Raw genomic sequence first — 23,370 nt, forward strand, 5'->3', positions numbered from 1 at the left:
GCCTCCGAGGGAGGAAGTCATGCAGCTCTCGTTTCTCACACCGCTCTACGAGCGTCCCGGCCCATGGGGCAGTGTTCATCTCGACACCGGCTGGGAGAACGAGTCCACGACCGCACGGCGCGAGCTGCAAGCCCGCGACGTGTGTGAATCCCTCGCCCGTCAGGGAGCGGACGACGCGACCGGGCGCGCCGTTTACGAGGCATTGATGTCACGGCCCGGGCCCACCCGCGGGGCGGGACGGGCCGTGTTCGCCACCGCCGGTCAGGTGGTCCTCGATCCACCGCTGGCCACCCGGCCTCCGGCACCCGTCGACGTCAAGTGGTCCGCGCTGCCGCATGTGTCGCCGCTGCTCGACCTCGCCGCCCGCGAACCGGTGTGCCTGGTCGCCTACATCGACCGGACGGGCGCGGATCTGGAGGTGCGTACGCCTCTGGGCAGCCGTGCCGCCGGCGAGGCCCACGGCAAGGACTGGCCGATACACCGCACCGGGCGTGACGACTGGTCCGAGCGGCACTTCCAGCAGAGCGTCGAGAACACCTGGGAGGAGAACGCCGGTGAGGTCGCGGCCGCGATCGCCGCCTGCAACGAGGATGTCGGCGCCGATCTGGTCGTGCTGGTGGGCGACCCGCGGATGCGCCGGGCCGTGCACGACAAGCTCCCCCGTCCTCTGCGGGGCCGCGCGGTGGAGTCCGAACACGGCGGGCGGGCCGAGGGCGCCACGACCCGGCTGCTCGACGAGGAACTCGAGAACGCCCGGCACGAGCACGTGCGCCACAGGGCCGAAGAGGAGCTGGACCGGTTCCGCTCCGCCCACGACGCGAAGGCCGAGGGCGTGCCCGCACTGGTGGAGGCGGCGCGTGAGCACCGGATCGCCGAGCTGCTCGTACGGCCCGACGGGCCGGAAACCCACCGTGAGGTCTGGGTCGGCCACGAGCCCGACCAGCTGGCCGTACGCCGTGCCGAGACGCAGTACCTGGGCGACACGCAGCCCGCCTCGGCCCGCGCGGACGACGCGCTGCTGCGCTCCGCCGTGGTGACCGGTGCGGAGGCGCAGAGCCTGCCACCGGCCGACGGCGGCGACGACGTCCCGGTCGGCGGCCTCGGCGCGCTGCTGCGCTGGCCGTACAGCGAGATGGAACGTCCATGAGCCCCCGGCAGCCGCGGGACGAGCAGCAACGGGCGGTGCTCCACGCGCTCCTCGACGAGCACGGCCGTACCTACGCGGAGGAGGCCGGGATCACGCTCCGCGACACCCCTCAGCCGCTGTACCGGCTGCTGGTGCTCGCCCACCTGCTCAGCGCCCGTATCCGCGCCTCCGTGGCGGTCGCCGCCGCCCGTGAGCTGAGCGACGCCGGGATGCGCAGCCCTCGTGCGATGCTGGACGCCTCGTGGCAGGACCGTGTCGACGCCCTCGGCCGCGGCGGCTACCGCCGTTACGACGAACGCACGGCCACGCAGCTCGGCGACGGGGCGCGGCTCCTCCTCGAGAGGTACGGGGGTGATCTGCGCCGCATGCGGGAGAAGGCGGGCGGCGACGTCGGCGAGTTGCGCGGGCTCCTGCGGGAGGTGCCGGGAATCGGTCCCGCCGGGGCGGACATCTTCCTGCGGGAGGCGCAGTCGGTGTGGCCGGAGGCCGGGCCGCTGCTGGACGAGAAGGCTCTGCAGGGCGCGCGTCGGCTGGGCGTCGCAGACGACCAGGGCACACTGCTGAAGCTCGCGGACGACTCGGATCCGGCGCACCTGGCGGCCGGATTGGTGCGGGCCGCGCTGGACAAGGACGTCGCGGAGTCGGCGAAGGACCGCACGGCGGCCTGATTCCGGGGCTCGTGGGAGCGCGCGCGGACCGAGGAACCGCCGTGGCGTCCGCCGTGGCGCGTGAACGGGCCGAGGGACCGCTGTGGCGCCGCCGTGGCGCGAGAACGGGCCGTTCGGGGGCCAAGCAGGTGCCGGTGAGGTGCCGGTCAATGGCCGGAACCGGGTGCCGGTGTGGTGCCTGGCCCGTGCGTGCTTCTGCCGGGCGGTGGCCGCACGCGTAAAATCTGACGGGCGCGATCACCCACCGGTCCGTTCGCCCGACTGCTCGAGATGGGGGTGGTCCTGATCACGCCTTCCCAGGGCCCCGCCCCCTCCGACGGCGGACAGCGCGAGCCCAGAGCGCTCGTGGTCCGGCTCAGCGAGGAGAACGCCGCGCTCCGCGAGGAACTCGCCCGGCGCCATCTGACCGATCTGGCCACCGGGATCCTCGCGGCGCAGCTGCGCACCTCCCCGTCAGAGGCCGGTGATTATCTCGCCCGTCTCGCCGAGTCGGCCGCCGCCGGTCTCGAGGACATCGCCGCCGACATCGTCAACGGTGTCGGCGGCGCCGTCACCGTCGCCGCGCCCGCGGCCCCGCGAAGCCCGGCGGAGGAGGCGCACGGGGACGGGCTTGCGCCGCACGCCGAGGAGCGCCGGCTGCGGCGGGTGGTCACCGCCGCCGAGGCCGCCGACACCGTGTCCAGCGGCGCCACGACTCTGCTCGAAGGCGGACTGGAGCCTCTCGGCGTGGAGTCATTGTGGCTGTGGCGGCTGACCGGGTCCGGCTGTCTACAACTCGCGGGGCGCGCCGGCGTGAGCGCGTCGGAGGCGTCGCAGTGGCGCTGGATCCCCCCGGCGGCTCCCGCGCCGATCCGGGCGGCCTTCGCGGACGGCGCACCGGTGTGGCTGCCGACGGGGACGCCGGCCGGGGAGAGGCTGCCGGGCCCGTCCGACCGGGCGGCCCGTGCCCTCTTCCCGCTGCGGCTGCGGGGGCGGACCATGGGGCTCGCCCTGGCCGCCTGGCCGGACAGCGCCGACCTGGACGAACGGCTCCGGGCCGCGCTCACGGGCCTCGTGGAGGTCGCGGCGAGGGTGCTCGGCGCCGAATCGTCACCGGTCTCCGAGGAGCCCGCCCTCGACGACCTCCTCGACGCCCTCGTCCACCCCGCGATGACGCTGAAGCGCGATCCGCGCACCGCGGCCCTGCTGGTCGAGCATGTCAACGGACCGGCGGCCGAGGCGCTGGGTGCCTCCCGGCAGGCGGTGGGGCGGCCGGTCGAGGCGGCGTTCCCCCTGATCCACGACGATCTCGACGCCATGGCCCGCCGGGCGCACTACGCCGCCGCCCCACAGCGGGCGGCGCGGCTGCCCGCCGAGCACGGGGCCGGCTCCGGCGGGCAGTTGCTGGACCTGCGGGTACTGCCCGCGGGCACGGACCGCAGCGTCGTGCTCTGGCACACGTCCAGCGACCGCCGTACGGCGGTGGGGCGCGCCGTCGGGAGGCTGCAGGGTCTGGCGCTGTTCGAGGACGACCTGGGCACGGGAGGCTCGACCTGGACGGAGCAGACGTACGCGATCTTCGGCATGGACCGTGGCACGGCGCCGTTCCCGCTCACCGAGCTGGGACCGCGCGTGCACCCCGACGACGCGGGTGAACTGGCCGAACTCCTCAAGGACCTGCTCGAACGGCGCAAGGGCACCACCGCCGTCGTACGGGTGGCCCGGGAGGACGGCGGTCTGCGTCATGTCCGGATCGCCGCGGAGCCGCTGCTGCGCGGGGAGGTCCTCTCCGGGATCACCGGCGTCTACCAGGACATCTCGGCCGAATACCACGCCGAGGTGGCGCTCACGGCGACATTCGACCAGCTCACGGCCGTCCGGGCGCAGGCGACACTGCGGCACCGGCTGGTGCTCCAGCTCCAGCAGGCGATCGTGCCGGAGATGCCGGCGCCGGCCCGTCTGCCCGGCCTCAGCGCGGCGGCCCGCTACCGTCCGGCGGCCCGGGAGTACCGGGTGGGCGGCGACTGGTACGACATCCTGCCGCTGCCCGACGGGAGGGTACTGATGGCGGTCGGTGACATCGCCGGCCACGGCATCGACTCGGCCACCGGCATGATCGCCCTGCGCAACGCGCTGCGCGGTCTCGCCTTCACCGGCCAGTCCCCCGGACGTCTGATGGGGTTGCTCAACGAGGTGACCCTGTACACGGCCGGGCATCCCACCGCCACGGCGCTGTGCGCGCTGTACGACCCGGAGGACCGCGTCCTGCGCTGGGCGAGCGCGGGCCACCTGCCGATCCTGCTGCTGCGCGGCGGCACGGCGACGCTGCTGGACCCCCCGCAGGACATTCTGCTCGGCGCCGTGCACGCGCCGGTCTATCAGGAGGCGACGACGCCACTGGACCCCGGTGACACGCTCCTGCTCTACACGGACGGGCTGATCGAGCGGCGCCACGACGGCCTCGACGAGGGGCTCGCGGCGCTGCGGCAGATGGCGGAGCGGCTCCCGGACTGCGAGGTCGAGGAACAACTGGACCGGCTGTTGAGCACGGCCACCGGGGACACGGACGACGACACGAGCCTCATCGCCGTCCGTATCGACTGAAGCGCGGCCCGTGTCGACTGCGAAACCGCCCGTACCGACCGAGGCGCCGCCCGTACCGGACGATGCCGCGCCGGACGATGCCGCGCGGGCCGGGGCCGTGCGGGCCGTCCCACTTCCCGGGCTGCGGCCGCTACGATGACGAAACGCGGTGGTCAGCCGCCCTGTCCGAGCCGTTTTCTGATCTTCGCGACGAGTGCGTCCGCGTCCACCGGCTTGGACACGTAGTCGTCGGCTCCGGCGGCCAGGGCCTCCGCGCGGTGTTCGGGCATCGCCTTCGCGGTCACCACGATGACCGGAACGCCGGCCGCGTGCGGCACCTTTCTGATGGCCTCCATGGCGGCGTACCCGTCCATGCCTGCCATCATCACGTCCATCACGACGAGATCGATCTCGTGGTGGGTGCGCACCAGCTCGATCCCGGCCCTGCCGTTGTCCGCCCGGAGGACGCGCACGCCTTCGTTCTCCAGCAGTTCGGTGAGCGCGAAGACGTTCCGGGTGTCGTCGTCGACCACCAGGACCGTACGGTCCGTCACCGGCGCTCCGGCCCGCCGGCCGCGGTCGTCCCCGCCCTGGACCATGTCGGCGGGCTGCGCCTCGGTGGAGCCGCGCCGGCGGACCGGCAGGTACAGGGTGAAGCAACTGCCGCGGCCGGGGGTGCTCTGCGCCTCCACCGCTCCGCCGAGCAGCAGGGCGACCTCCCGGCTGATGGACAGTCCGAGGCCGGTGCCGCCGTAGTGGCGGGACGTCGTCCCGTCACCCTGCTGGAAGGCTCCGAACATGCTCTCCAGACGGTCTGCGGGGATACCGATGCCGGTGTCGACGACACGGAAGGCGACGACGGGCCCGGAGCCCCGCAGGGCCGGGGGCAGCTCCTCCTCTCCCGCGACGCCGACCCGCAGCTCCACCCGCCCCTGATCGGTGAACTTCAGGGCGTTGGAGAGCAGGTTGCGCAGCACCTGCCGCAGCCGGGCCTCGTCGGTGGTCAGCCACTGCGGCGCGTCCGGTTCAGCGACGATTTCGAAGGTGAGCTCCCGCTCGGTCGCCACGGGCCGGAAGGTGGCCTCGACGTGCTCCATCAGCCCGCTGAGCGGGAAGGCCGCCGGATGGACGGGCATCTTGCCGGCCTCGGCCTTGGACAGGTCGAGGATGTCGTTGATCAGCTGGAGCAGGTCGGAGCCGGCGGAGTGGATGACCTCGGCGTAGTCGACCTGCTTCTCGGTGAGGTTCCCCTCGAGGTTCTGGGCGAGCAACTGCGCCAGGATGAGCAGGCTGTTGAGCGGGGTGCGCAGTTCGTGGCTCATGTTGGCCAGGAACTCGGACTTGTACATCGAGGTGCGGGAGAGCTGCTGGGCGCGGGCTTCCAGTTCCTGCCGGGCCTGTTCGATCTCGAGGTTCTTGCGCTCGATGTCGCGGTTGCGGTCGGCGAGGAGGGCCGCCTTCTCCTTCAGTTCCGCGTTCGAGCGCTGCAACTCCTCCTGGCGGGCCTGGAGTTCCCTGGAACGGGTGCTGAGTTCCGCGGTCAGTCGCTGGGACCGGTCGAGCAGTTCGTCGGTGCGGGTGTTGGCGATCAGCGAGCTGACGTTCACGCCGACCGACTCGATGAGCTGGTCGAGGAAGTCGCGGTGGAGGACGGTGAGGGGCTGCACGGAGGCGAGTTCGACGACGCCGAGGAGCTGTTCCTCCACCACGACGGGCAGCACGATCAGATGGCTCGGGTCCATCCGGCCGGTGCCGGAGAAGACGGTCGCGTATCCCGGCGGCAGGTCGTGGACCTCGACGGTGCGCCGGCTGCGCGCGGCATGCCCCACCAGGGACTGGCCGAGCCGTATCCGGCGGCCCTGTCCGCTCCGTTCGTCCTGCGCACCGTAAGAGGCGATCATGACGAGTTCGGTGTCCTGTTCGCTCTGCTCCGCCAGGAAGAAGCCGCCGTACTGGGCGCGGACCAGGGGCGGCACCTCGTCCATGATCAGCTCGGCGACCGCGGTGAGGTTCCTGGTGCCCTGCATCAGGCCGGAGACCCGGGCCAGACTGGTCTTGAGCCAGTCCTGCTCCTCGTTGGCGCGGATCGTCGCCCGCAGGGACTCGACCATGGCGTTGATGTTGTCCTTGAGGTCGCCGACCTCGCCGGGGGCCTCGACGGTGATGGAGCGGGTGAGGTCGCCCTCAGCCACGGCACTGGTCACCTCTGCGATGGCACGCACCTGGCGGGTGAGGTTGCCGGCGAGCTCGTTGACGTTCTCCGTGAGTCGCTTCCAGGTGCCGGACACACCCTCCACCGCCGCCTGACCGCCGAGCCGTCCCTCGCTGCCGACCTCCCGGGCCACCCGGGTCACCTCGGCGGCGAACGAGGAGAGCTGGTCGACCATCGTGTTGATGGTGGTCTTCAGCTCCAGGATCTCGCCCCGCGCGTCGACGTCGATCCTGCGGGTCAGGTCGCCGCGGGCGACCGCCGTGGTGACCTGGGCGATGTTGCGGACCTGGTTGGTGAGGTTGTCCGCCATGGAGTTGACGTTGCCGGTGAGGTCCTTCCAGGTGCCGGAGACCCCTCGGACATCGGCCTGGCCGCCGAGGTTGCCGTCGGTGCCGACCTCGCGGGCGACCCGGGAGACCTCTTCCGCGAACGACGACAGCCGGTCCACCATCGTGTTGATGGTCTCCTTCAGCTCCAGGATCTCGCCCCGCGCGTCGACCCGGATCTTCTGCGTGAGGTCGCCCCGGGCCACGGCGGTCGCGACCTGCGTGATGGAGCGGACCTGGGACGTGAGATTGTCCGCCATGGTGTTGACGCCGGAGGTGAGCTCCCGCCACACCCCGCCGGCATGCGGGTCCCTGGCCTGACCACCGAGCAGGCCCTGCCCGCCGACCTCCCGGGCCACCCGGGTGACCTCGGACGTGGCGAGGGAGAGTTCGTCGACCATGCCGTTGTAGATCGCGGCGATCTCGCCGAGCAGCCCGGAGTCGTAGGGCAGCCGGACCGAAAGATCCCCGTCGCGTACGGCCGTGAGCCCGGTCAGCAGTTTCCTGAGCCCCTCCTCGCTCAGCTCGGCGGGAGGGCGGGCCCGTGCGGGCTCGGGGGTACTGCTGGACGCGTCCATCGCAGACCTCGCGCTGTCGTGACGTACGGCGCCGCGGCCTGCCCGCCGGAGCGGCGTCGCCCGCGGCCCTCTCCACTGTGGCACGCGGGCTCCGTCACGACACCCCGGCGGTCCCGTCCGTCCGGCGGGGCCGCGGGAGCGCGTCACGCGGACCGCGACGGCGAACCGGACGGCCTTCCCGGTCCCGCGAGAGGCCCATCCCCACTCGTCGGAGAGGCGTTCCGCCAGAGGAAGGCCGTGCCCGAAGGCCCGGTCCGGCCGGTGCGGGCCGTGCGGGCGCGGCCGGACGGGGCTGGTATCGCTCCCATGGGCCCGGATTCGGCCGGGCCCCGGTCGATCCTCTGCTCGTACGGAGCGCCACCGATGCGTGCACGCATCGGTGACCACTGCGGAGACATGCAGCAGCACGCCCTCGACCAGGACGCGCACGGCGGCTCCGGAGGGGACGAAACCGCTCGTCCAGCCCCTGGCGGGTCAGGTCACGGCGCCGCCCCACCACGCCCTGTCCACCGTCCAGCGCGAAGCGGCGGGAGAGCCGTGACAGCGGTGGGTGCCTGCCCCATGCCGGACCGGTGCCCCCGTGGAATTGCTTCAAAGCCCCTCCAATGGGAATTATTGGTACATAAGCGCTCGACCGACGGTCCCGCTGCAGCCGACAGCGCCGGCCTCCGCCCCGTCGAAGGAGCCTCGATGTCCAGCTCCGCACACACCCGCCCATCCGCCCGTACGGCACCGGGGACAGAAGAAGCCCCGGGCCGCGCGCATGCCCGGGACCGCACAGCGGCCCCGGCGGCCACCACCGTCGTCCCTGCGCGCCTCGGAACGCCCCGGCGCGGCGTACCGGCCGGCCTGCCGGAGATCCTCGACCCGCGCTCCGTCAGCCCGATGGACGCCCGCACACTGTCGACGGCGTTGTTCGAGCGGCTGGCAACCCTCGAAGAGGGCACTTCGGAGCACTCCTACGTCCGCAATACGCTCGTCGAGCTGAATCTGAGCCTCGTCAAGTTCGCGGCGCTCCGGTTCGCGGGCCGGGCCGAGCCGATGGAGGACATCATCCAGGTCGGCACCATCGGGTTGATCAAGGCGATCAACCGGTTCGACATCGAACGTGAGGTCGAGTTCGCCTCCTTCGCACTGCCGACCGTGGTCGGCGAGGTCAAGCGCTTCTTCCGGGACTCGAGCTGGTCGGTCCGGGTGCCGCGCCGGCTCCAGGAGCTACGGATCGACCTCGCCAAGGCGCTCGACCTGCTGGAACAGCAACTGGGACGCAGGCCGACGACCGCGGAGCTGTCCGAGTACCTGAACGTCAGCGAGGAGGAGGTGCTCGAGGGCGAGTGCGCGTCCAACGGCTACACGGCTCAGTCCCTCGACGCCACGGTGAACGAGGAAGAGGCGACGAACGCCGTCACCCGGCGCCTCGGCAGGGAGGACCCCGCCTTCGACCTCATCGACTCCCTGGAAGCGCTCAAACCACTGATCGCCGACCTGGACGAGCGTGACCGGCTGATCCTGTCACTGCGCTTCCGCGAAGAGTTGACCCAGTCCGAGATCGGCGAGCGGCTCGGCATCTCTCAGATGCACGTGTCACGTCTTCTCGCGCGCATCCTCCAGGAGCTGCGCGCCGGTATCATGGACGACGCCCCGGCCGCGGACCAGGACTGAGCCGCACCTCGAGCCAGACCACCTTGCCGCTGCCACGGGCAGCGGAGCCCCAGTGCTGCGCCAGCCGCTCCAGGATGATCAGGCCGTGGCCGCCCGGCTGCGTGAGGTCGCTCTGCGTCCTGCGGGCGGGCGGCCGCGGGTTGCCGTCGGCCACCTCGACGCGCAGCCGCCCGCCCGAGTGGCTGAGCGTCAGCTCCCTGGGCCCTCCTGCGTGCAGGCACGCGTTGGTCACCAGCTCGGAGACGAGCAGCAGGACATCCTCGACGACGTCGTCCTCCGCCTCCGGTCCTGCCGCATGCCACCCCCAGTCGGCCAGTGCCTGCTCGGTGAAGTCACGGCACCGGCTCACCACGCCTTTCGTGCCGAAAAGGGCGAGGCGGCGAGTCTGGGCGTGGCCCGTGCTCATCAACCCTCCCCTGGTCAGAGGGACCGCTCGTCGGCCAGCGCTTCCTCCACGCCGGCGTACACCTGGAACACCGCGTGCGCCCCGGTGATCTCGAACATGCGGGCGACGGGTGGCCGCAGCGCGGCCAGGTCCACCCGTCCGTCCGTCTCCTGGGCGTCCAACCGCGCGTGCAGCAGAACGTTCAGCCCCGTGGAGTCGCAGAAGTGCAGACCGCCGCAGTCGACGAGGATCCGCTTGGCGCCCGCCCGCACCTGCTGCGCGAGGGCTCTCCGCAGCGGCTCGGCGGTGTCGTGGTCCAACTCCCCGCTGAGGGAGAGGACGACCGTGCCGCCCCGCTGCCTGGTCACGACGCCGAAGTGCTCGCCGCCTGCGGCCGGCTCATCCCCCGACTGCCTGGTCGCTCCCGAGAGCATGGCCTCCGCCTCCTCGACGCTGGTTGGGCTCCGGTGCCCAACGGGCACCACGGCTGCCGACCCGACTGCTGCAAACCGCGACTGCCCGGGGGGTCGGGTACCCGCCCCACCCGGCGCCACACCGCCCCGCGACACGCCATGCCATGCCACACCGGCCCGCCACACCGCCCCACGACATGCCACGCCATGCCACACCGGCCCGCCGCACCGCCCCGCGACACGCCATGCCATGCCACACCGGTCTGCGCCGTGCGGGCCCGACGTGGCCTTTGCCGCCCGGCGGACCGCGGCCCCCGAACACGGATCAATTGCCGTCAACGGGGTACCTGTCGTGTCCTCACGGCAATGTGCTCACGCCGTGCGTGGGAGGGGAAGTCCCGAAAATCTCCGACGGATCGAGGACGGAGCACCGGCGATGAACCACACCCGGGACACGGCCCGGCCGGAGACTCTGCTTCCGGCCTCCGGGCCGTACGAGGGCCTCGATGCGGCGGAACCGGTGGGCGCGAGCGCCCCGGACGAGCTGCCACAGGACCACACCCAGGCCATCCTGCAGGCGACGAAACAGGTCGGCGCGCTGCTCAAGGCGTCGGGATACCCGTTCGCGCTGGTGGGCAGCGTCGCCGCCTACGCACACGGTGTCCCGACCCGGCTGCAGCACGACTCCGACTTCTGTCTGCGCCGGCAGGACGCGGAAAGCGTGGTGCAGACGCTCGTCGCGGGCGGTATACAGGTCGTCTCCCCGCCCGAGGACTGGCTGATGAAGGCGAGGGCCGGCGGCGAGGAGATCGACCTGATCTTCGAGCTGGCCCACCGTCCGGTCACCAAGGACATGCTCGACCGGGCCGAGATCCTCCCTGTCGACTCCGTGCACATGCCGGTGCTCGCCCCCACCGACCTGCTGGAGAGCCGGCTCACGGCACTGTCCGAGCACCACTGCGACTTCGGCGCGCTGCTCCCGGTCGCCAGAGCGCTGCGCGAACGTGTCGACTGGGACCGGCTGCGCCGTGACCACTCGGCCTCGCCCATGCCGGACGCGTTCCTCTACCTGCTGGAGCGCCTGGACGTCGTCCCCCCGCGGGAGACCGGGGCAACGGCGGCACCGGCCCGGGAGCGCAGGACCCCGGAGGAGGCGCCCCATGAAGGACCCTGAGGCATCCGAGTACCGGATCGAGCGGTTGCGCGACCGTCTCACCGGCGACGACATCTCCGAACTGGGGGTCCGGATCGACATGCGCGGTGGATACGTGCACCTGTGGGGCACCGTCTCCACCGCCGCGTGCAGGACCGAGATCCTGCGCATCGCAGAGACCGAACTCGGCGGGCTGCCGGTGCGGGCCGACCTCACGGTCGCCTGTGCGACGGCCCCCGAACGGCCCGAGGAGCTCGAGTGATCCGTGTTGCCGCCGTGGGAGACATCCACCTGGGACCCGACAGCCGGGGCCTGCTGCGCCCCGCGTGGGAAACGCTCGGCGACTGCGCCGACGTGCTGTTGCTGGCCGGGGACCTGACCCGGCACGGCACGGTCGAGGAGGCGGAGGTGGTGGCCGCCGAGATCAAGGGGCTGCCCGTGCCGGTCGTCGCCGTGCTGGGCAACCACGACTACCACAGCGACCTCCAGGACGACGTGACGGACGTGCTGGAGCGCGCCGGTGCAACGGTCCTCGAAGGCGGGGGGACGGTGCTCGGCGTCGACGGCGCCAAGGTCGGCATCGCCGGTACGAAGGGGTTCGGAGGCGGCTTCGCGGGCCGCAGCGCCGGCGAGTTCGGCGAGCCGGAGATGAAGAGCTTCGTCCGTTACAGCCGCCGATGCGCGGCCGCTCTGGCGCGTTCCCTGCTGGAGCTCCAGGACCAGGAGTGCGATGTGCGTATCGCCCTCACGCACTTCTCGCCGGTACCCGACACACTCGCCGGGGAGCCTCCCGAGATCTACCCGTTCCTGGGCAGCTATCTGCTCGCGGAGGCGATCGACGAGGCGGAGGCGGACCTGGCCGTGCACGGCCACGCACACCTGGGCACCGAGCACGGGATGACCGCCGGGGGTGTGAGGGTGCGCAATGTCGCCCAGCCCGTCATCGGACACGCGTTCGCGATATACCACCTGCCGGTGAAGGCACGCATCGACGTACCGGCCATCGGCTGAGAGGTTTCGGCCCCAGCCGCCCGGGCAGGTGCGGATTGTGCTTCGGACAGGAGGCACGCCCCGTGGGAGCGGATACTCCGGGCGCGTCAGGCCCCTGTCCGTCTTCCCCGGGTGAGTGATTCCGGCACGGCAACCCCCCAGATCCCAGGGAGTCGCGACATCATGCCCACGTTCGCACACACCAAGCACTCTCATTCCGACGCTCCCGACACCGCGGAAGCCTTCCGCAGGCTGGCCGAACTGGACGACGGCCCGGAGCGGCAGGAACTGCGCCAGGAGATCGTGTCGGCCTGGCTGCCGATGGCCCGGCGGATCGCCGGACGGTTCCGCAACCGGGGCGAGCCCATCGAGGACCTCCAGCAGGTCGCCGCTCTGGGCCTCGTCAAGGCCGTCGACCGGTACGACCCCTCACGCGGCGCGTTCGAGAGTTTCGCGGTGCCCACCGTCGTCGGCGAGGTCAAGCGGCATTTCCGCGACCACATGTGGGCGCTTCATGTGCCCCGGCGTGTGCAGGATCTGCGCAACCGCGTCCGGTTCGCCCGTCGAGACCTCGTCCAGACGATCTCGGGGCGCGCCCCGACGGTGGCGGAGATCGCCGAGCGTGCCGGAATCTCCGAGGAGGACGCGCTGGCCGGCCTGGAGGCGCTGGAGAGCTTCACCGCGCTGTCCCTCGACGCGGAGCTGCCCGGTGCCGATGACGGCTACTCACTGAGCGACACCCTCGGCTCGGCAGATCCCGCCCTCGACGTGCTCGTCGACCGGGAGGCGGTGAAGCCCGGTCTGCGCAAGCTGCCCGAGCGGGAGCAGGACATCCTCTACATGCGCTTCTTCCGCGACATGACCCAGAGCAGCATCGCCCACACGCTGGGGATCTCCCAGATGCACGTCTCCCGGCTGATCAGCCGGAGCTGCGATCAGCTGCGGAACGAGGTCATGCGCGACGAGGCCCCGCAGGAGCGCTTCATGCGGAACGCCGCATAGCGAGCGCCACATGCCGTGAGACGACGTCGAAGGCCCGTGCCTGCGCCATCGAGAAGGCCGGGGTGCTGCCACTGCGGAACATCGACAGCACGCCGAGAACGGGCCCCGGTACGCCGCCCTCGCCGGGCTCCCTGAGCGGCACGCACATCAGCGAGGTGACGTCGGCCTGTACGAGCACCGAGTCACCGCCCCGGTCCCGGCCGAACGAGTCGAGGTCGTCCGGCCGTACCTGGAGCACGGGGGAACCCTCGCCCGCGCTCTCGACGACGATCGGACAGCCGGCGGGGTCCTGGGCCGCGATCCGCGCCGCGAGTGCGGCGGCCTCGTGCCCCTCCGGTCCCAGCACGGCCGTTCGGCGCAGTGCGCCGCCGGTCGCGAGGTCGGCGACGACCCAGTCGGCGCCGTGGGCGGCGAGGACTTCCGCCGCCGCTGCGAGGACCGCCTCCGCGTCGCCGGAGGGTGCCCGCAGCAGGACGGTGGTCATCGCGTCGAGGAGGTCCATCCGCGCTGCGTGGCCGGCCGCCTCCGCGAGGTCGGGGGCGTCGGCGCGGCGCAGCCGGGTCCCGGGGGCTGCTGCTCCGGGGGCGGGCTCGCCCGCCCCGGCCGGCGCCGGTGCCGACGCCGGGGCGGGGGCCGTGTCGGACTGGAGGACCATCAGCACGGCCGGCTGCGGCTCGTTCGGCGGGCGCAGGGCGGTGAGCGTGGCGTGCAGCGTCTCGTCGGGCCGGTGCTGCAGGCGCACCCGCAGGCTGCGCGGTCCCTCGCCGCGGGCGACGGCGGCCGCCTGCGACCGCAGCGCGCCCCGGTCGCCGGGCCTGAGCAGCCCGGACAGCGGCCGGCCGGCGGCGAATCCGGCGCGTACCCCGGTGAGATCCGTGGCAGCGAGGTTCATCCGCCTGACCACCGTGTCACCGCCCATGAGCGCTACGGGCAGAGGAAGCCGCTGGAAAAGCGCGCGCAGCAGTTGGAGCTCGGTTCGGTCCGCAGCGGCCCGCGCGGGGCCCTGGCCGGCGAGCTGCTCGTACTTGGGCCACAGGGTCTCGGCGACGTGCTGGAGCTCGAAGAGAGTCGCGTCCAGCAACGTCTGCTGCTCCTCAGGGGGCAGGCCGCGTGCGGCCCGCAGCTCACCCACCCGGCGGACGAAGTCCTCAAGGTCGTCACCGAACTCATCGATCTCCGCCATGCGAGGAATCTAACCGACCCGCACCGCCCGCACGTCCCCGGCCAGGGGTTTGTCCGGAAACGAGGCGGGCAGCCGCACCGGCGGGAAGGAGGATGAACATGGTGACCCCGCCGGAACCCGTCGTGGATCCCTCGGCTACCGCCCGCGACCTTTCGGACTTCAGTGAGGCGGTGATGCGGTGCGTGGACAGCTGCTGCGGCGCTGCCGCCACGGTCGCCGACGGCGCGTCCGATCGCCGCGCCGCGGCCACGCACCCCGATCTGACCATGCTGCTCTCGGTCGAGTTCGCCTCGGGCCAGGGGCCGACCTCGAGCGCTTTGGACGCCGGTGAGCCCGTCGCCGCCGCCGACCTGCTCGGCGAGGAGCGCTGGCCCGCATACCGGGCCGCGGCCCTGGATTCCGGCATCAGGTCCAGTGTCACGGTGCCGTTCCGCCGAAGTGAGGTCGAGCTGACGCTGAGTCTCTACAGCTTCCGGCCGGGAGCGTTCGCGCAACCGGCCCTCCACCCGGTCGTGGTGCTGGGCGAGCAGTTCGCCCAGCAACTGGTGCGCGACCACCACTACCGGACGGCCCTCGCCCAGGTGAACCAGCTCGAGACGGCGCTGGACTCGCGTGCCGTGATCGACCAGGCCAGCGGCATCCTGATGCACGCCCTCGGCTGCGGGCCCGCGGACGCGTTCGACGTCCTGCGGCGGTTCTCGCAGCGGACCAACCGCAAGCTGAGCGCCGTGGCCGAGGAGATCGTCCGCAACAGGGGCCGCGGCTTGCGGGATCAGCAGCGCACGGAGTGACCGTACGGGGATGAATCGGCGCCTTCCGAAGCCGTGGTGGGTGCGCGTGGCCCGACCCGTACGTCTTCGACCCGGCGCTTCGGCGGCGGCGGGCACGCGGGGAGCGAGCTGCCCATCCCGCAGGGCGGCGGCGACGCGTCCACCGGACACCGCTGTTCCGGGGAGGACGTCACCGCCGCTCCCCTGAAGGTGTTGTCGCCGCGGCTCGCCCGGCTGGACCACGGGGTGCCGCCGCAGGACCTGGCCCTCCGGCTGAGCCGGGTCCCGCCCGTCCGGCGGACGGGTCCTGCTCGCGCCGCGGTCGCCGGCCCCCGGCTGGCGCAGCGGGGGCCCGGCCGGACCGTGTGCCGTCGCGCCCCAGGTCAGCGGGCGGAGTTTCCGAGCGGGGTCCTGCCCCACAGCCAGTCACGGAGCCCGGACAGCCGCGGCCGCTTCTCCCGGCGTTCCCGGGTGTGGCGGTCGAGCTCCTCCATGAGGCGGCGGGAGCGGTGGTCCATGTCCAGCTCGTCGAGGATGCGGTCGATCTCCGTGAGCAGCGCGCCGTGCAGCTGCCATTGTCGCGGCAGCCGCTGGACACCCTGGAGCAGCAGTTCCGCGGCGTTGTCGCGGCTGCTGCGGGCGGCGGCCAGCTCACCGGTGAGCCGCTCCTCGGCGGCGTCGGCGCTCTCACTGGTCTGGGTGGTGACCAGGACGGCGAAGCTGACGAGTGTGTCGGCGACATGGGCGAGGAGTTCCTCGAGGGCGACGCCGACCTCGTGGCCGAACAGGTCCTCCTCCCTGCGTTCCTTGGCCAGGTCGGTGATGGTTCGGGCCAGCACCCGCAGCACGACGGCGCAGATTTCCAGCGTGTCGAGGCCGGTACGCAGCACGATGCGGTGCAACAGCCCTTCCTTGACGCGCGGGTTGAAGCGGAGACTGTCCTCGGCCTGCCTCAGCGCGGCGTCCACGTCGGCGATGTCGTTGTCGATCCTGCGCGCCTCGTGGAGCCGTGCGGCGGCCCGCTCGACCGGGGTGTGGGTCGTCAGCTCCTCACCGATGTGCAGCAGCAGCTGCCGCATGCGCCGCCCGAGGTCCTCGATCGAGTCCCCGGCGGCCTCGACCCAGACCGGCGGCACCAGCAGGACGTTGAACAGCAGGCCCACGACGGCACCGATGAGTGTCTCCAGCACCCGGTCCCAGGCGGCGTCGCCCACCTGTGTCACGCCGAGCACGAGCATGGCGCTGATCGCGACCTCGGGGACGAACTCGTCGACGCGAACGAATCTGCCGACGACCAGGGAGGCCAGGATGATCAGCCCGAGGCTCCACCACGAGAGTCCGACCAGCGCGCTGAAGCCGATGGCGATGAGCACTCCGACGACGACGGAGTTCACCCGGCGCACCCCCGTGGTGAGCGTGGCATAGAGGGTGACCTGGACGACGAGGAGCGCGGTCAGCGGGGCGGTGAGCGGGGGAACCTGACTGTTCACCACATGCAGGGCGACCACGTAGGAGATGGTCGCCGCCGCGGCCGACCGCAGCGTCTGCACGACGGCCGGCTCCTTGCGCCGGCTGACGATGCCGGCCACCGGTGCGCGAAGCCTCGAGCCAACCTCAGACACCTCGGTCCTTCCCCGCTTCCTCGCCCGGACGCCCTGCGCCGTAGCGCCAGGCCCCCCTCAGCGCCCGCCGGATGCCGCCCCCTCCCCCACGGTCTGGGTGCCCTGCCGGATCCGGCGGCCCACGTACCTCTCCGCCGCGAGCAGTGCTTCACGGGCCGTGCGCTCGCACATGAGCACGCACAGTGTGTAGGCCGTGTCCTCGAACCGTCTCCGGGCGGACTCGTCATGGGGAGCGGCGAGTACGCAATGTTCCTGCGCCCGGTAGCGGGCAATCAGCCTGGTGATCACACTCGTGTCGGGCATCAGCATCGTGGTCTCCCGGTTTATGCGGCCCCCTGACACGGCGGAGCGAGGTCCGTCCGGTGCCTCATTGTGAACCGGAGCGGTCCAGTCCGCCACACAGCTGGCTACTGTAGGTAGTCGTCGGTGCGGGGAAGCGCCGCGGCGCGCCGGAAGCCCCGCTTCCAGGGTGTGCCGCATGGTTCACAGCGGTGCCCGCAGGCTGGTCGAACCGTTTCGCCAGGCTGCCAGGAGCCGGTCGGAGAGCCGGTCCTCCAGCCGGCTCGTGGCGGCGATCCCGAAGGCCATGTCGGGGGCGAGCGACGGCTCGTCGGCCAGCAGCCCGCCGATGACGTCCCGGCGTACGATCTGCTCGTGCACGGCGTCCGCCGTCACGTGTTCCGCGTAGAAGTGCTCGGCGGCCGGCCCGGCTCCGGTGCGGCGCATCGCCTCCGCGAGCCGCCGGGACCCGGGCGACGAGGTCACCTCCACGGCGGCGAAGTGCCCCACCAGGGCGCCTCGATGGGCCCGGTGCAGCCCGAGGAGCGACATCAGGTTGACGGTTGCGAGCATCTCGGCCGGGGCGACGTCGAGGTAGCGGCCGTAGGCGGTGTCGAGCCCGAGGTCGGCCATCAGGTCGGCGAACAGCCGGGCGTGCACCCGCTCGGCGCGTCCGCCGCCGAACTCGTCGAACTCCACCGCCACGAAGGCCGCCTTGGCCCTCCCGCGCAGCCGCGGGATGACCCAGGCGTGCGGATCGGCCTCCTTGAGGTGGTAGAGGGATCGCTGGGCCGCGTACTCGCGCAGCTGCCACAGCTCTCCCTCGTCCTTGAGGAAGTACGACACGCCTGTGCCGTCGACGGGTTCCACGAGTAGTCCGTCCAGGGCGTCGTGGACGTCAGGAAGGCCCGCGGTCTGTTCCCGGAGTGCCGCGAGGAAGCGTCGTTCCATCGCCGCGCGCAGGCCGAGCAGGCCGGGCTCCCACTCCCAGGCCGGGTCGACCCCGCAGAAGCCCCGGTAGTGCAACTCGTAGCAGAGGTAGAGAGCGAGGTGCAGATCGTCGCCGAAGGGGTCGGCACTCCGAGCGCCGTGGGAACCGGGCACGGGGCTGCCTGCGGGGCCGCTCAGGGCGGTCAGCACGCCTTGCGACAGTTCACCGCGTGCGCCGGGCAGTTCACCCTCCGGGCCGGTCCTCGGTTCGGGGGCATGGTCCGCCATCGTTCACCTCCTGCCGCGCCGGCGGTGACTGGTGTCGCACCAGGGGTACGTCCGGCTCCGCCGGCAGGTGCACAGCGCCACGGCGAACCGGTCGGACCGCACGGTGGTCCCGTCCTCGAGCACGACCTCCACGGGCCCCTCCACGAGCATCGGGCCCTCCCGGGTCACGGTCACCCGGCAGGGCGCCCGGACGGTTCGTTCCTCAGAGTCGTTCGGCACGGATGATCACCAGCTCTTCCTTCTCCTCACCGGGCACGACCAGCCCCCGGCGCTCCAACCAGTCGGCACGCGAGCGCAGCACGGGCCCGAAGGGAACGACGTGGCGCTCCACGACGTCGGCGTCGAGTCCGCCGGCGTGCAGCCGGTCCAGGGTGGCCCGCACCCCGCTGAGCGCCGAGTGCACGAGGAGCAGGGCGCCCGACGGGTGCAGCAGTCCGGCCGCACCGTCGCAGAGCCGGTCCAGCACCGCCCTTCCGTCGTGCCCCGCGTCCCAGGCGACCGCCGCACCGCGTCGCGGCACTCCGGGGCTTGGCGCGGGCACATAGGGCGGGTTGCACACGATCAGGTCGAAGCGCCTTCCCGCCGCCGGGGCCAGCAGATCACCGCGCAGCACACGCACCCGCTGACGAGCCAGTGCCGCGTTGAGCCTGGTGGCCGCGACGGCGCGCCGGGACCTGTCGACGGCCGTGACACGGGCGCCGCGGCGGGCGGCGGCCAGCGCCAGGGCTCCGGTGCCGGTTCCGACGTCGAGCACCTCTGCGCCGGGTCTCAGCGGTTCGCGTGCGAGCGCGTCCGCCAACAGACGCGTGTCGCTCTGCGGGGCGTAGACCCCCGGGGCGAGCACGAGCGCGTCGGCGCTCCGATCCACTCCCAGCACACCGGTCATCCGCAGCTCCCTCGGCTTGATGTGCGGGCGGCCTCCGAGGCCACCCGGCGGCTTCTTGATCCCCGGGTGCCCCGTGTCGCCGATTTCATCCGTTTCGGTCCCGCCCGCCCGGGGACCCGGAATGCGGCCGACCCATCCTCAGAACCCACGGAGTCGCTGATGAGCGCGAAGACAGGACTGCGAGTGGTGGTCACGGGAGCCACCGGAAACGTCGGTACCAGCGTCGTCGGGGCACTCGCCGCCGACTCGCGGATCGCGTCGGTCCTCGGACTGGCACGCCGGGTCCCCGATCTGGCCATCTCGCGCACGGCCTGGGCATCCGTGGACCTGTCGCGAGAGGACGCCGGCGAGACGCTCGTCCGGCAGCTGGACGGCGCTGACGCCGTGATCCACCTCGCCTGGCAGTTCCAGCCGACGCACTCCCCCGTCACCACCTGGCAGACGAACGTCCTGGGGTCGATGCGGCTCTTCGAGGCGGTCGCCGAGGCCCGGGTGCCGGTCCTGGTGCACGCCTCCTCGGTCGGCGCCTACTCGCCGGGCCCCAAGACGGGTGCGGGCGTCGACGAGTCGTGGCCGACGAACGGCTGGCCGGACGCGGCGTACTGCCGGGAGAAGGCGTACGTGGAGCGGGTGCTCGACACCTATGAACTGCGGCACCCCGAGATACGGGTGGCGCGTATCCGCCCCGCCTTCATGTTCAAGGAGACGTCGGCGAGCGAGCAGCGCCGGATCTTCGCAGGCCGGTTCCTGCCCGGCCCGCTGCTCAACCCGGCCCTGCTCCCGTTCGTGCCCGACCTGGAGGGACTGCGCTTCCAGGTGCTGCACACCGACGACACCGCCCGGGCGTACGTCATGGCGGTCCTGCTCGACGCGCGCGGGGCGTTCAACCTGGCCGCGGAGCCGGTGATCGACGCGACGGTACTGGCCGAGCTGCTGGACGCCAAGGTGATCCGGGTGCCGCAACGGGCGGTGCACGCCGCGCTGTCGGCCGCCTGGAACCTGCGTGCCGTCCCGGCCTCGCCGCATCTGTTCGACGCCCTGCTGCGGATGCCGGTGATGAGCACCGCACGGGCCGTGGAGGAGCTGGAGTGGGAGCCCCGGCACAGCTCGACGGAGGCGATCCAGGAGTTTCTGCGCGGGGTCCGCAAGGGCTCCGGCGAGCAGACGGCCCCACTGGCCGGGGCACGGGCGCACTGAGACCGACCGGAGCGCGGGCCCCGGAGCGCGGGCGCACTGAGCCGGCGTCCTGCATCAAGCCGCGACGTCCTGCATCAAGCCCCGGCGCCTTGCCCGACGTCCTGCATCAAGATCAAGTCGGCGCCTTGAGTCGCCTTGAGTCACCGGGCGCCTTCGCGTGACGCGGCGGCGAAAGGACTGCCGTCGATCTGGGCGAGCAGGTCCGCCGGGTGATCGAAGACCGCCACCGCTCCCGCGGCCTCCAGAGCGGTACGCGGGATGCCACCGCAGAGCAGCCCCACGGCCCGCACTCCGGCCCGGGAGGCAGCCCGCATGTCCCACACGGTGTCGCCGACGAACACGGCGTCCGACGCCGCGACCCCGGCCAGTGCCAGCGCCTGCTCGACCGGGTCCGGCGCCGGCTTCCCCTCGTCCACGTCGTCGGCGCTCGAGGTCGCGGTGATGGCGTCGTCCGCGTCGATGGCCCGCCGGAGCGCGGCGAGCTCGGATCCGCCCGCCGAGCTGGCGAGCACCACCTGCCAGCCGTCACCGGCGAGCGCGCGCAGCAGTTCCCCCGCCCGGTCGAACGCCGGCAGTCGGTCGAAGTACGTCGCGTAGAGGGTTTTGTGCGCGGCCTTGACGGTGTCGTCCTGGCCGGTGTCCCGGTCATCGCCGAGCAGGTGCTCGATCAGGTCCTGGCCGGGCAGCCCGACGGAGCGGTGGATGTCGTGCATCGCCACATGGTGGCCCGCCTGGCGGAACGCCTCCCACCAGGCCACGACGTGGAGGTGGTTGGTGTCGACCAGGGTCCCGTCGACGTCGAACACAGCGGCGCGTGCCATGTCTGCAGGTCCTTCCGGTGGATTCCGGCGGCTACTCGGGGACGGCGTCGTCCGTGGCGGTCACGGTGAAGATGGCGCCGTCGGGATCGCGCAGGGTTGCCTCTGCGCCGTGCGGGGTGGACCGCTCGCCGAGGACGCTGCCGCCGTGGCGGCCGGCGGCACGCACCGTCTCCTCGAGGTCGTTCACCGCGAAGTGCACATGCCAGCGCGGATGGAGCAGCGGGCTGGCCGCCGTGCCGTCCGCGCCCGAGGTGAGCCGGGCGAGAACCCGTCCTTCCCGGTGCAGTACGACCGCGTCCTCCAGGTAGCTGACATCGCAGCAGCCCTCGCGCCCGGAGGCCCAGTCGAACACCTCTCCGTAGAAGATCGCCGACTCGAAGGCGTCCTTGGCCAGCAGCCGGATCCACGCGGGCGCCTTGTCGCGCCAGGCCGGCCAGTCCCGCATGAGTTCGCCCTCCCACAGCCCGAAGACGGCGCCGTCCCGGTCGGCCGCCAGCACACCGCGCCCCAGCGACAGGGCGAGCGGCCCGACCGCGACGGTGCCGCTGCGTTCCCGGATACGTGCGGCGGTCCGGTCGGCGTCCTCGACGGCGAAGTAGGGCGTCCAGGCGATGGCCACCGTCAGGGCCGGGGACAGCGCCCCGATCCCGGCGACCGGCATGCCGTCGACGACGGCGACCCTGAACTGGTCGCCCAGCCGCCCTCTGCGGAACTTCCAGCCGAGCACCGCCCCGTAGAAGTCCTGGGCCGCCTGCAGGTCGCGGGCCATGAGGCTGACCCAGCAGGGGGCGCCGAACACCGCGGCGGACGCGGCCGCGCGGGTCGCTGTCGGGGTCGAGTTCTCGTTCATCACCATGTCCGGCGGTCGGGGACGAATCGTGCGGTGGCCGGTCCCATGTTCCTCCTTCGGAAGCCGACCGGCGAACGCGGCGGTCACTGTGCGTGTCGAGGCGAAGCCGTTTGTGTGCGCTCCGAGGTCTGTTTCCCTGTGCCGCGGGTGCCCCGGCGGCGGCGTGCGTAACACACCGGCGGCGTACGCAACGCACCGGCGGCCGCACGCCCGGCCCGCCCCCAAGCGCTCCGTATGCCGGGCGTGGCAGTGGGTAGCCGCAGCGCATGACCGTTGAGAAGACCAGTGTCCTTGTCCTCGACGCCGCCGAGCCGATGCAACTGGCGGAGTTCTACGCGGCCCTGTTCGACGCGGAGATACGCGTCGGCAGCGATCCCGACTTCATCGAGATAATCGGTCACGGCGGCGTGCATCTCGCGATGCGCCGCGACCACGGCTACGCGCCGCCCAGCTGGCCGCGGCCGGAGAACTCGCAGCAGTCCCATCTGCGCATCCTGGTCGGCCGGGGCGACCTGGACGCGGCGGAGCGGGAGGTGGTCGGCCTCGGGGCCATGCCGTTGGACACCAACAACCGACGCGGGCACCACGAGGAACGGCTCTATTCCGACCCGTCGGGTCACTCCTTCTCCCTGGCGGTGTCCCCGGCCCCCGCCGGGTAGCGTGTCCGGACGGCGGGCCGTCGGCGGCCCGGAGCGTCAGCGGCCTGCCAGCGCCTCCACCACCCGCTGAGCGGTGTCGGCGCTCGACTGCGGATTCTGTCCGGTGATCAGGTTGCCGTCCACGACCACCCTGCTCGACCACGCGTCACCCGGCAGGACCACCGCCCCGAGCTCACGCAGCCGCGACTCGACCAGGTAGGGGGACTTGTCACCCAGACCGCCCTGCTGCTCCTCCTCGTTGCTGAACACCGTCAGCTCACGACCCGCGAAGGCGAAGGAGCCGTCCTCCCGCACCGCGCTGAGCAGCGCCGCGGGGCCGTGGCAGAGCGCCGCGACGATTTTCCCGCTGCCGTCGGCGTCGTTCAGCAGCCGGCCGAGGTCCGTGCTGACGGCGAGGTCGGCCATCGGCGCGTGCCCGCCCGGGATGTACACGGCGTCGTAGTCGGCCACCGACACACCGGAGAGGTCGGTGGGGCGTGCCAGTTCGGCGTCGATCGCCTCCAGGTAGGCGCGGAACCGCTCGGCGTCCGCCTCCTCGACGCCGCCGCGCTCGTCGAGGCTGATGGCGTCCACGGTCGGCCGGACGCCGCCCGGGGTCGCGATGTCCACTTCGTGGCCCGCGGCCCGGAGTACCTCGTGCGACGCGGCCAGCTCCTCGGCCCAGTAGCCGGTGGGGTGGCCGGTGCCGTCGGACAGCTTCAGGCTGTCGGCGCCGGAAACGACCATGAGGATCTTCGACATGGAGAGTCCTTACTTCTTTCACTCGGGACCGTGCTCGACTGTGCTC

23 protein-coding genes are annotated in these 23,370 nt (G+C 72.2%); 11 read left to right on the plus strand and 12 right to left on the minus strand.

The features are described from left to right. Positions 1-19 precede the first annotated feature (19 nt). The 3 genes from AB0903_RS15505 to AB0903_RS15515 all read left to right on the plus strand — a co-directional run bounded on the left by AB0903_RS15505 (position 20) and on the right by AB0903_RS15515 (position 4,398). Complete coding sequence (locus tag AB0903_RS15505) at positions 20-1,147, plus strand: Vms1/Ankzf1 family peptidyl-tRNA hydrolase (protein WP_366702916.1); 1,128 nt, start codon at positions 20-22, stop codon at positions 1,145-1,147. After that, positions 1,144-1,815: an endonuclease gene (locus AB0903_RS15510; RefSeq protein ID WP_366702918.1), complete on the plus strand. Its 672-nt coding sequence runs from the start codon at positions 1,144-1,146 to the stop codon at positions 1,813-1,815. The genes AB0903_RS15505 and AB0903_RS15510 overlap by 4 nt, the downstream gene beginning before the upstream one ends. Before the next feature lie 270 nt (positions 1,816-2,085). Then, positions 2,086-4,398 (plus strand): SpoIIE family protein phosphatase, encoded by a 2,313-nt coding sequence (locus AB0903_RS15515; RefSeq protein ID WP_366702920.1) that lies wholly within the window; start codon positions 2,086-2,088, stop codon positions 4,396-4,398. Positions 4,399-4,550: 152 nt separating this feature from the next. Here AB0903_RS15515 and AB0903_RS15520 read toward each other — a convergent pair whose 3' ends face one another. Continuing rightward, on the minus strand, positions 4,551-7,493 hold the full coding sequence (locus tag AB0903_RS15520) for a HAMP domain-containing protein (RefSeq protein WP_366702922.1): 2,943 nt from the start codon (positions 7,491-7,493) through the stop codon (positions 4,551-4,553). 690 nt (positions 7,494-8,183) lie between these two features. Here AB0903_RS15520 and AB0903_RS15525 point away from each other — a divergent pair. Continuing rightward, positions 8,184-9,155 (plus strand): SigB/SigF/SigG family RNA polymerase sigma factor, encoded by a 972-nt coding sequence (locus AB0903_RS15525; protein WP_366702924.1) that lies wholly within the window; start codon positions 8,184-8,186, stop codon positions 9,153-9,155. Here the strand turns inward: AB0903_RS15525 and AB0903_RS15530 are convergent. Both AB0903_RS15530 and AB0903_RS15535 read right to left on the minus strand, forming a co-directional pair. Next, the gene (locus AB0903_RS15530) at positions 9,121-9,561 is read right to left on the minus strand and encodes an ATP-binding protein (RefSeq protein WP_366702926.1); all 441 of its coding nucleotides are present in this window, start codon (positions 9,559-9,561) and stop codon (positions 9,121-9,123) included. The genes AB0903_RS15525 and AB0903_RS15530 overlap by 35 nt on opposite strands. A 14-nt stretch (positions 9,562-9,575) precedes the next feature. Then, positions 9,576-9,974, minus strand: a complete 399-nt coding sequence (locus AB0903_RS15535; protein WP_366702928.1) for an STAS domain-containing protein — start codon at positions 9,972-9,974, stop codon at positions 9,576-9,578. 415 nt (positions 9,975-10,389) lie between these two features. Here AB0903_RS15535 and AB0903_RS15540 point away from each other — a divergent pair, with 415 nt between their 5' ends. The 4 genes from AB0903_RS15540 (at position 10,390) to AB0903_RS15555 (ending at position 13,098) form a co-directional block, all read left to right on the plus strand. Then, the gene (locus tag AB0903_RS15540; protein WP_366702930.1) at positions 10,390-11,127 is read left to right on the plus strand and encodes a nucleotidyltransferase family protein; all 738 of its coding nucleotides are present in this window, start codon (positions 10,390-10,392) and stop codon (positions 11,125-11,127) included. Then, the gene (locus AB0903_RS15545; RefSeq protein WP_366702932.1) at positions 11,114-11,368 is read left to right on the plus strand and encodes a BON domain-containing protein; all 255 of its coding nucleotides are present in this window, start codon (positions 11,114-11,116) and stop codon (positions 11,366-11,368) included. Before AB0903_RS15540 ends, AB0903_RS15545 begins: the two co-directional genes overlap by 14 nt. Next, positions 11,365-12,117, plus strand: a complete 753-nt coding sequence (locus tag AB0903_RS15550; protein WP_366702934.1) for a metallophosphoesterase — start codon at positions 11,365-11,367, stop codon at positions 12,115-12,117. Before AB0903_RS15545 ends, AB0903_RS15550 begins: the two co-directional genes overlap by 4 nt. 162 nt (positions 12,118-12,279) lie before the next feature. Continuing rightward, entirely contained in the window at positions 12,280-13,098 is an 819-nt protein-coding gene (locus AB0903_RS15555; RefSeq protein WP_366702936.1) for a SigB/SigF/SigG family RNA polymerase sigma factor, read from the plus strand. Here the strand turns inward: AB0903_RS15555 and AB0903_RS15560 are convergent. Beyond that, positions 13,079-14,281 (minus strand): PAS domain-containing protein, encoded by a 1,203-nt coding sequence (locus AB0903_RS15560; protein WP_366702938.1) that lies wholly within the window; start codon positions 14,279-14,281, stop codon positions 13,079-13,081. The two genes, AB0903_RS15555 and AB0903_RS15560, sit on opposite strands and share 20 nt — an antisense overlap. A gap of 98 nt (positions 14,282-14,379) precedes the next feature. On the opposite strand from AB0903_RS15560, the gene AB0903_RS15565 reads away from it, so the two are divergent. Further along, complete coding sequence (locus tag AB0903_RS15565) at positions 14,380-15,072, plus strand: GAF and ANTAR domain-containing protein (RefSeq protein ID WP_366702940.1); 693 nt, start codon at positions 14,380-14,382, stop codon at positions 15,070-15,072. Between the two features lie 362 nt (positions 15,073-15,434). On the opposite strand, the gene AB0903_RS15570 is transcribed toward AB0903_RS15565, so the two are convergent. The 5 genes from AB0903_RS15570 to AB0903_RS15590 all read right to left on the minus strand — a co-directional run bounded on the left by AB0903_RS15570 (position 15,435) and on the right by AB0903_RS15590 (position 19,056). Further along, a complete protein-coding gene (locus tag AB0903_RS15570; RefSeq protein ID WP_366702942.1) occupies positions 15,435-16,673 on the minus strand; it encodes an aromatic acid exporter family protein in 1,239 nt (412 codons plus the stop codon). 57 nt (positions 16,674-16,730) lie between these two features. Continuing rightward, entirely contained in the window at positions 16,731-16,982 is a 252-nt protein-coding gene (locus AB0903_RS15575; protein WP_366702944.1) for a DUF5133 domain-containing protein, read from the minus strand. 174 nt (positions 16,983-17,156) lie between these two features. Continuing rightward, positions 17,157-18,170 (minus strand): iron-containing redox enzyme family protein, encoded by a 1,014-nt coding sequence (locus tag AB0903_RS15580; protein ID WP_366702946.1) that lies wholly within the window; start codon positions 18,168-18,170, stop codon positions 17,157-17,159. A gap of 3 nt (positions 18,171-18,173) precedes the next feature. Beyond that, complete coding sequence (locus AB0903_RS15585; RefSeq protein WP_366702948.1) at positions 18,174-18,389, minus strand: CDGSH iron-sulfur domain-containing protein; 216 nt, start codon at positions 18,387-18,389, stop codon at positions 18,174-18,176. Continuing rightward, positions 18,373-19,056, minus strand: coding sequence for a HemK2/MTQ2 family protein methyltransferase (locus tag AB0903_RS15590; RefSeq protein ID WP_366702950.1), 684 nt, complete (start codon positions 19,054-19,056; stop codon positions 18,373-18,375). Before AB0903_RS15590 ends, AB0903_RS15585 begins: the two co-directional genes overlap by 17 nt. 159 nt (positions 19,057-19,215) lie before the next feature. Between AB0903_RS15590 and AB0903_RS15595 the strand changes: the two genes are divergently transcribed. Then, complete coding sequence (locus AB0903_RS15595) at positions 19,216-20,253, plus strand: NAD-dependent epimerase/dehydratase family protein (RefSeq protein ID WP_366702952.1); 1,038 nt, start codon at positions 19,216-19,218, stop codon at positions 20,251-20,253. A 140-nt stretch (positions 20,254-20,393) separates the two neighbouring features. Here AB0903_RS15595 and AB0903_RS15600 read toward each other — a convergent pair whose 3' ends face one another. Together AB0903_RS15600 and AB0903_RS15605 are read right to left on the minus strand one after the other, a co-directional pair. Beyond that, positions 20,394-21,074, minus strand: a complete 681-nt coding sequence (locus AB0903_RS15600) for an HAD family hydrolase (RefSeq protein ID WP_366702954.1) — start codon at positions 21,072-21,074, stop codon at positions 20,394-20,396. Between the two features lie 31 nt (positions 21,075-21,105). Further along, positions 21,106-21,924, minus strand: coding sequence for a VOC family protein (locus tag AB0903_RS15605; protein ID WP_366702955.1), 819 nt, complete (start codon positions 21,922-21,924; stop codon positions 21,106-21,108). A 266-nt stretch (positions 21,925-22,190) separates the two neighbouring features. Between AB0903_RS15605 and AB0903_RS15610 the strand changes: the two genes are divergently transcribed. Next, entirely contained in the window at positions 22,191-22,583 is a 393-nt protein-coding gene (locus AB0903_RS15610; RefSeq protein WP_366702957.1) for a VOC family protein, read from the plus strand. 36 nt (positions 22,584-22,619) lie between these two features. Here the strand turns inward: AB0903_RS15610 and AB0903_RS15615 are convergent, their stop codons facing one another. Continuing rightward, on the minus strand, positions 22,620-23,324 hold the full coding sequence (locus AB0903_RS15615) for a type 1 glutamine amidotransferase domain-containing protein (protein ID WP_366702959.1): 705 nt from the start codon (positions 23,322-23,324) through the stop codon (positions 22,620-22,622). Between the last annotated feature and the right edge of the window lie 46 nt (positions 23,325-23,370).

Origin of the sequence: Streptomyces sp. NPDC048389 (assembly GCF_040706335.1) — a bacterium.
Taxonomy (GTDB): domain Bacteria; phylum Actinomycetota; class Actinomycetes; order Streptomycetales; family Streptomycetaceae; genus Streptomyces.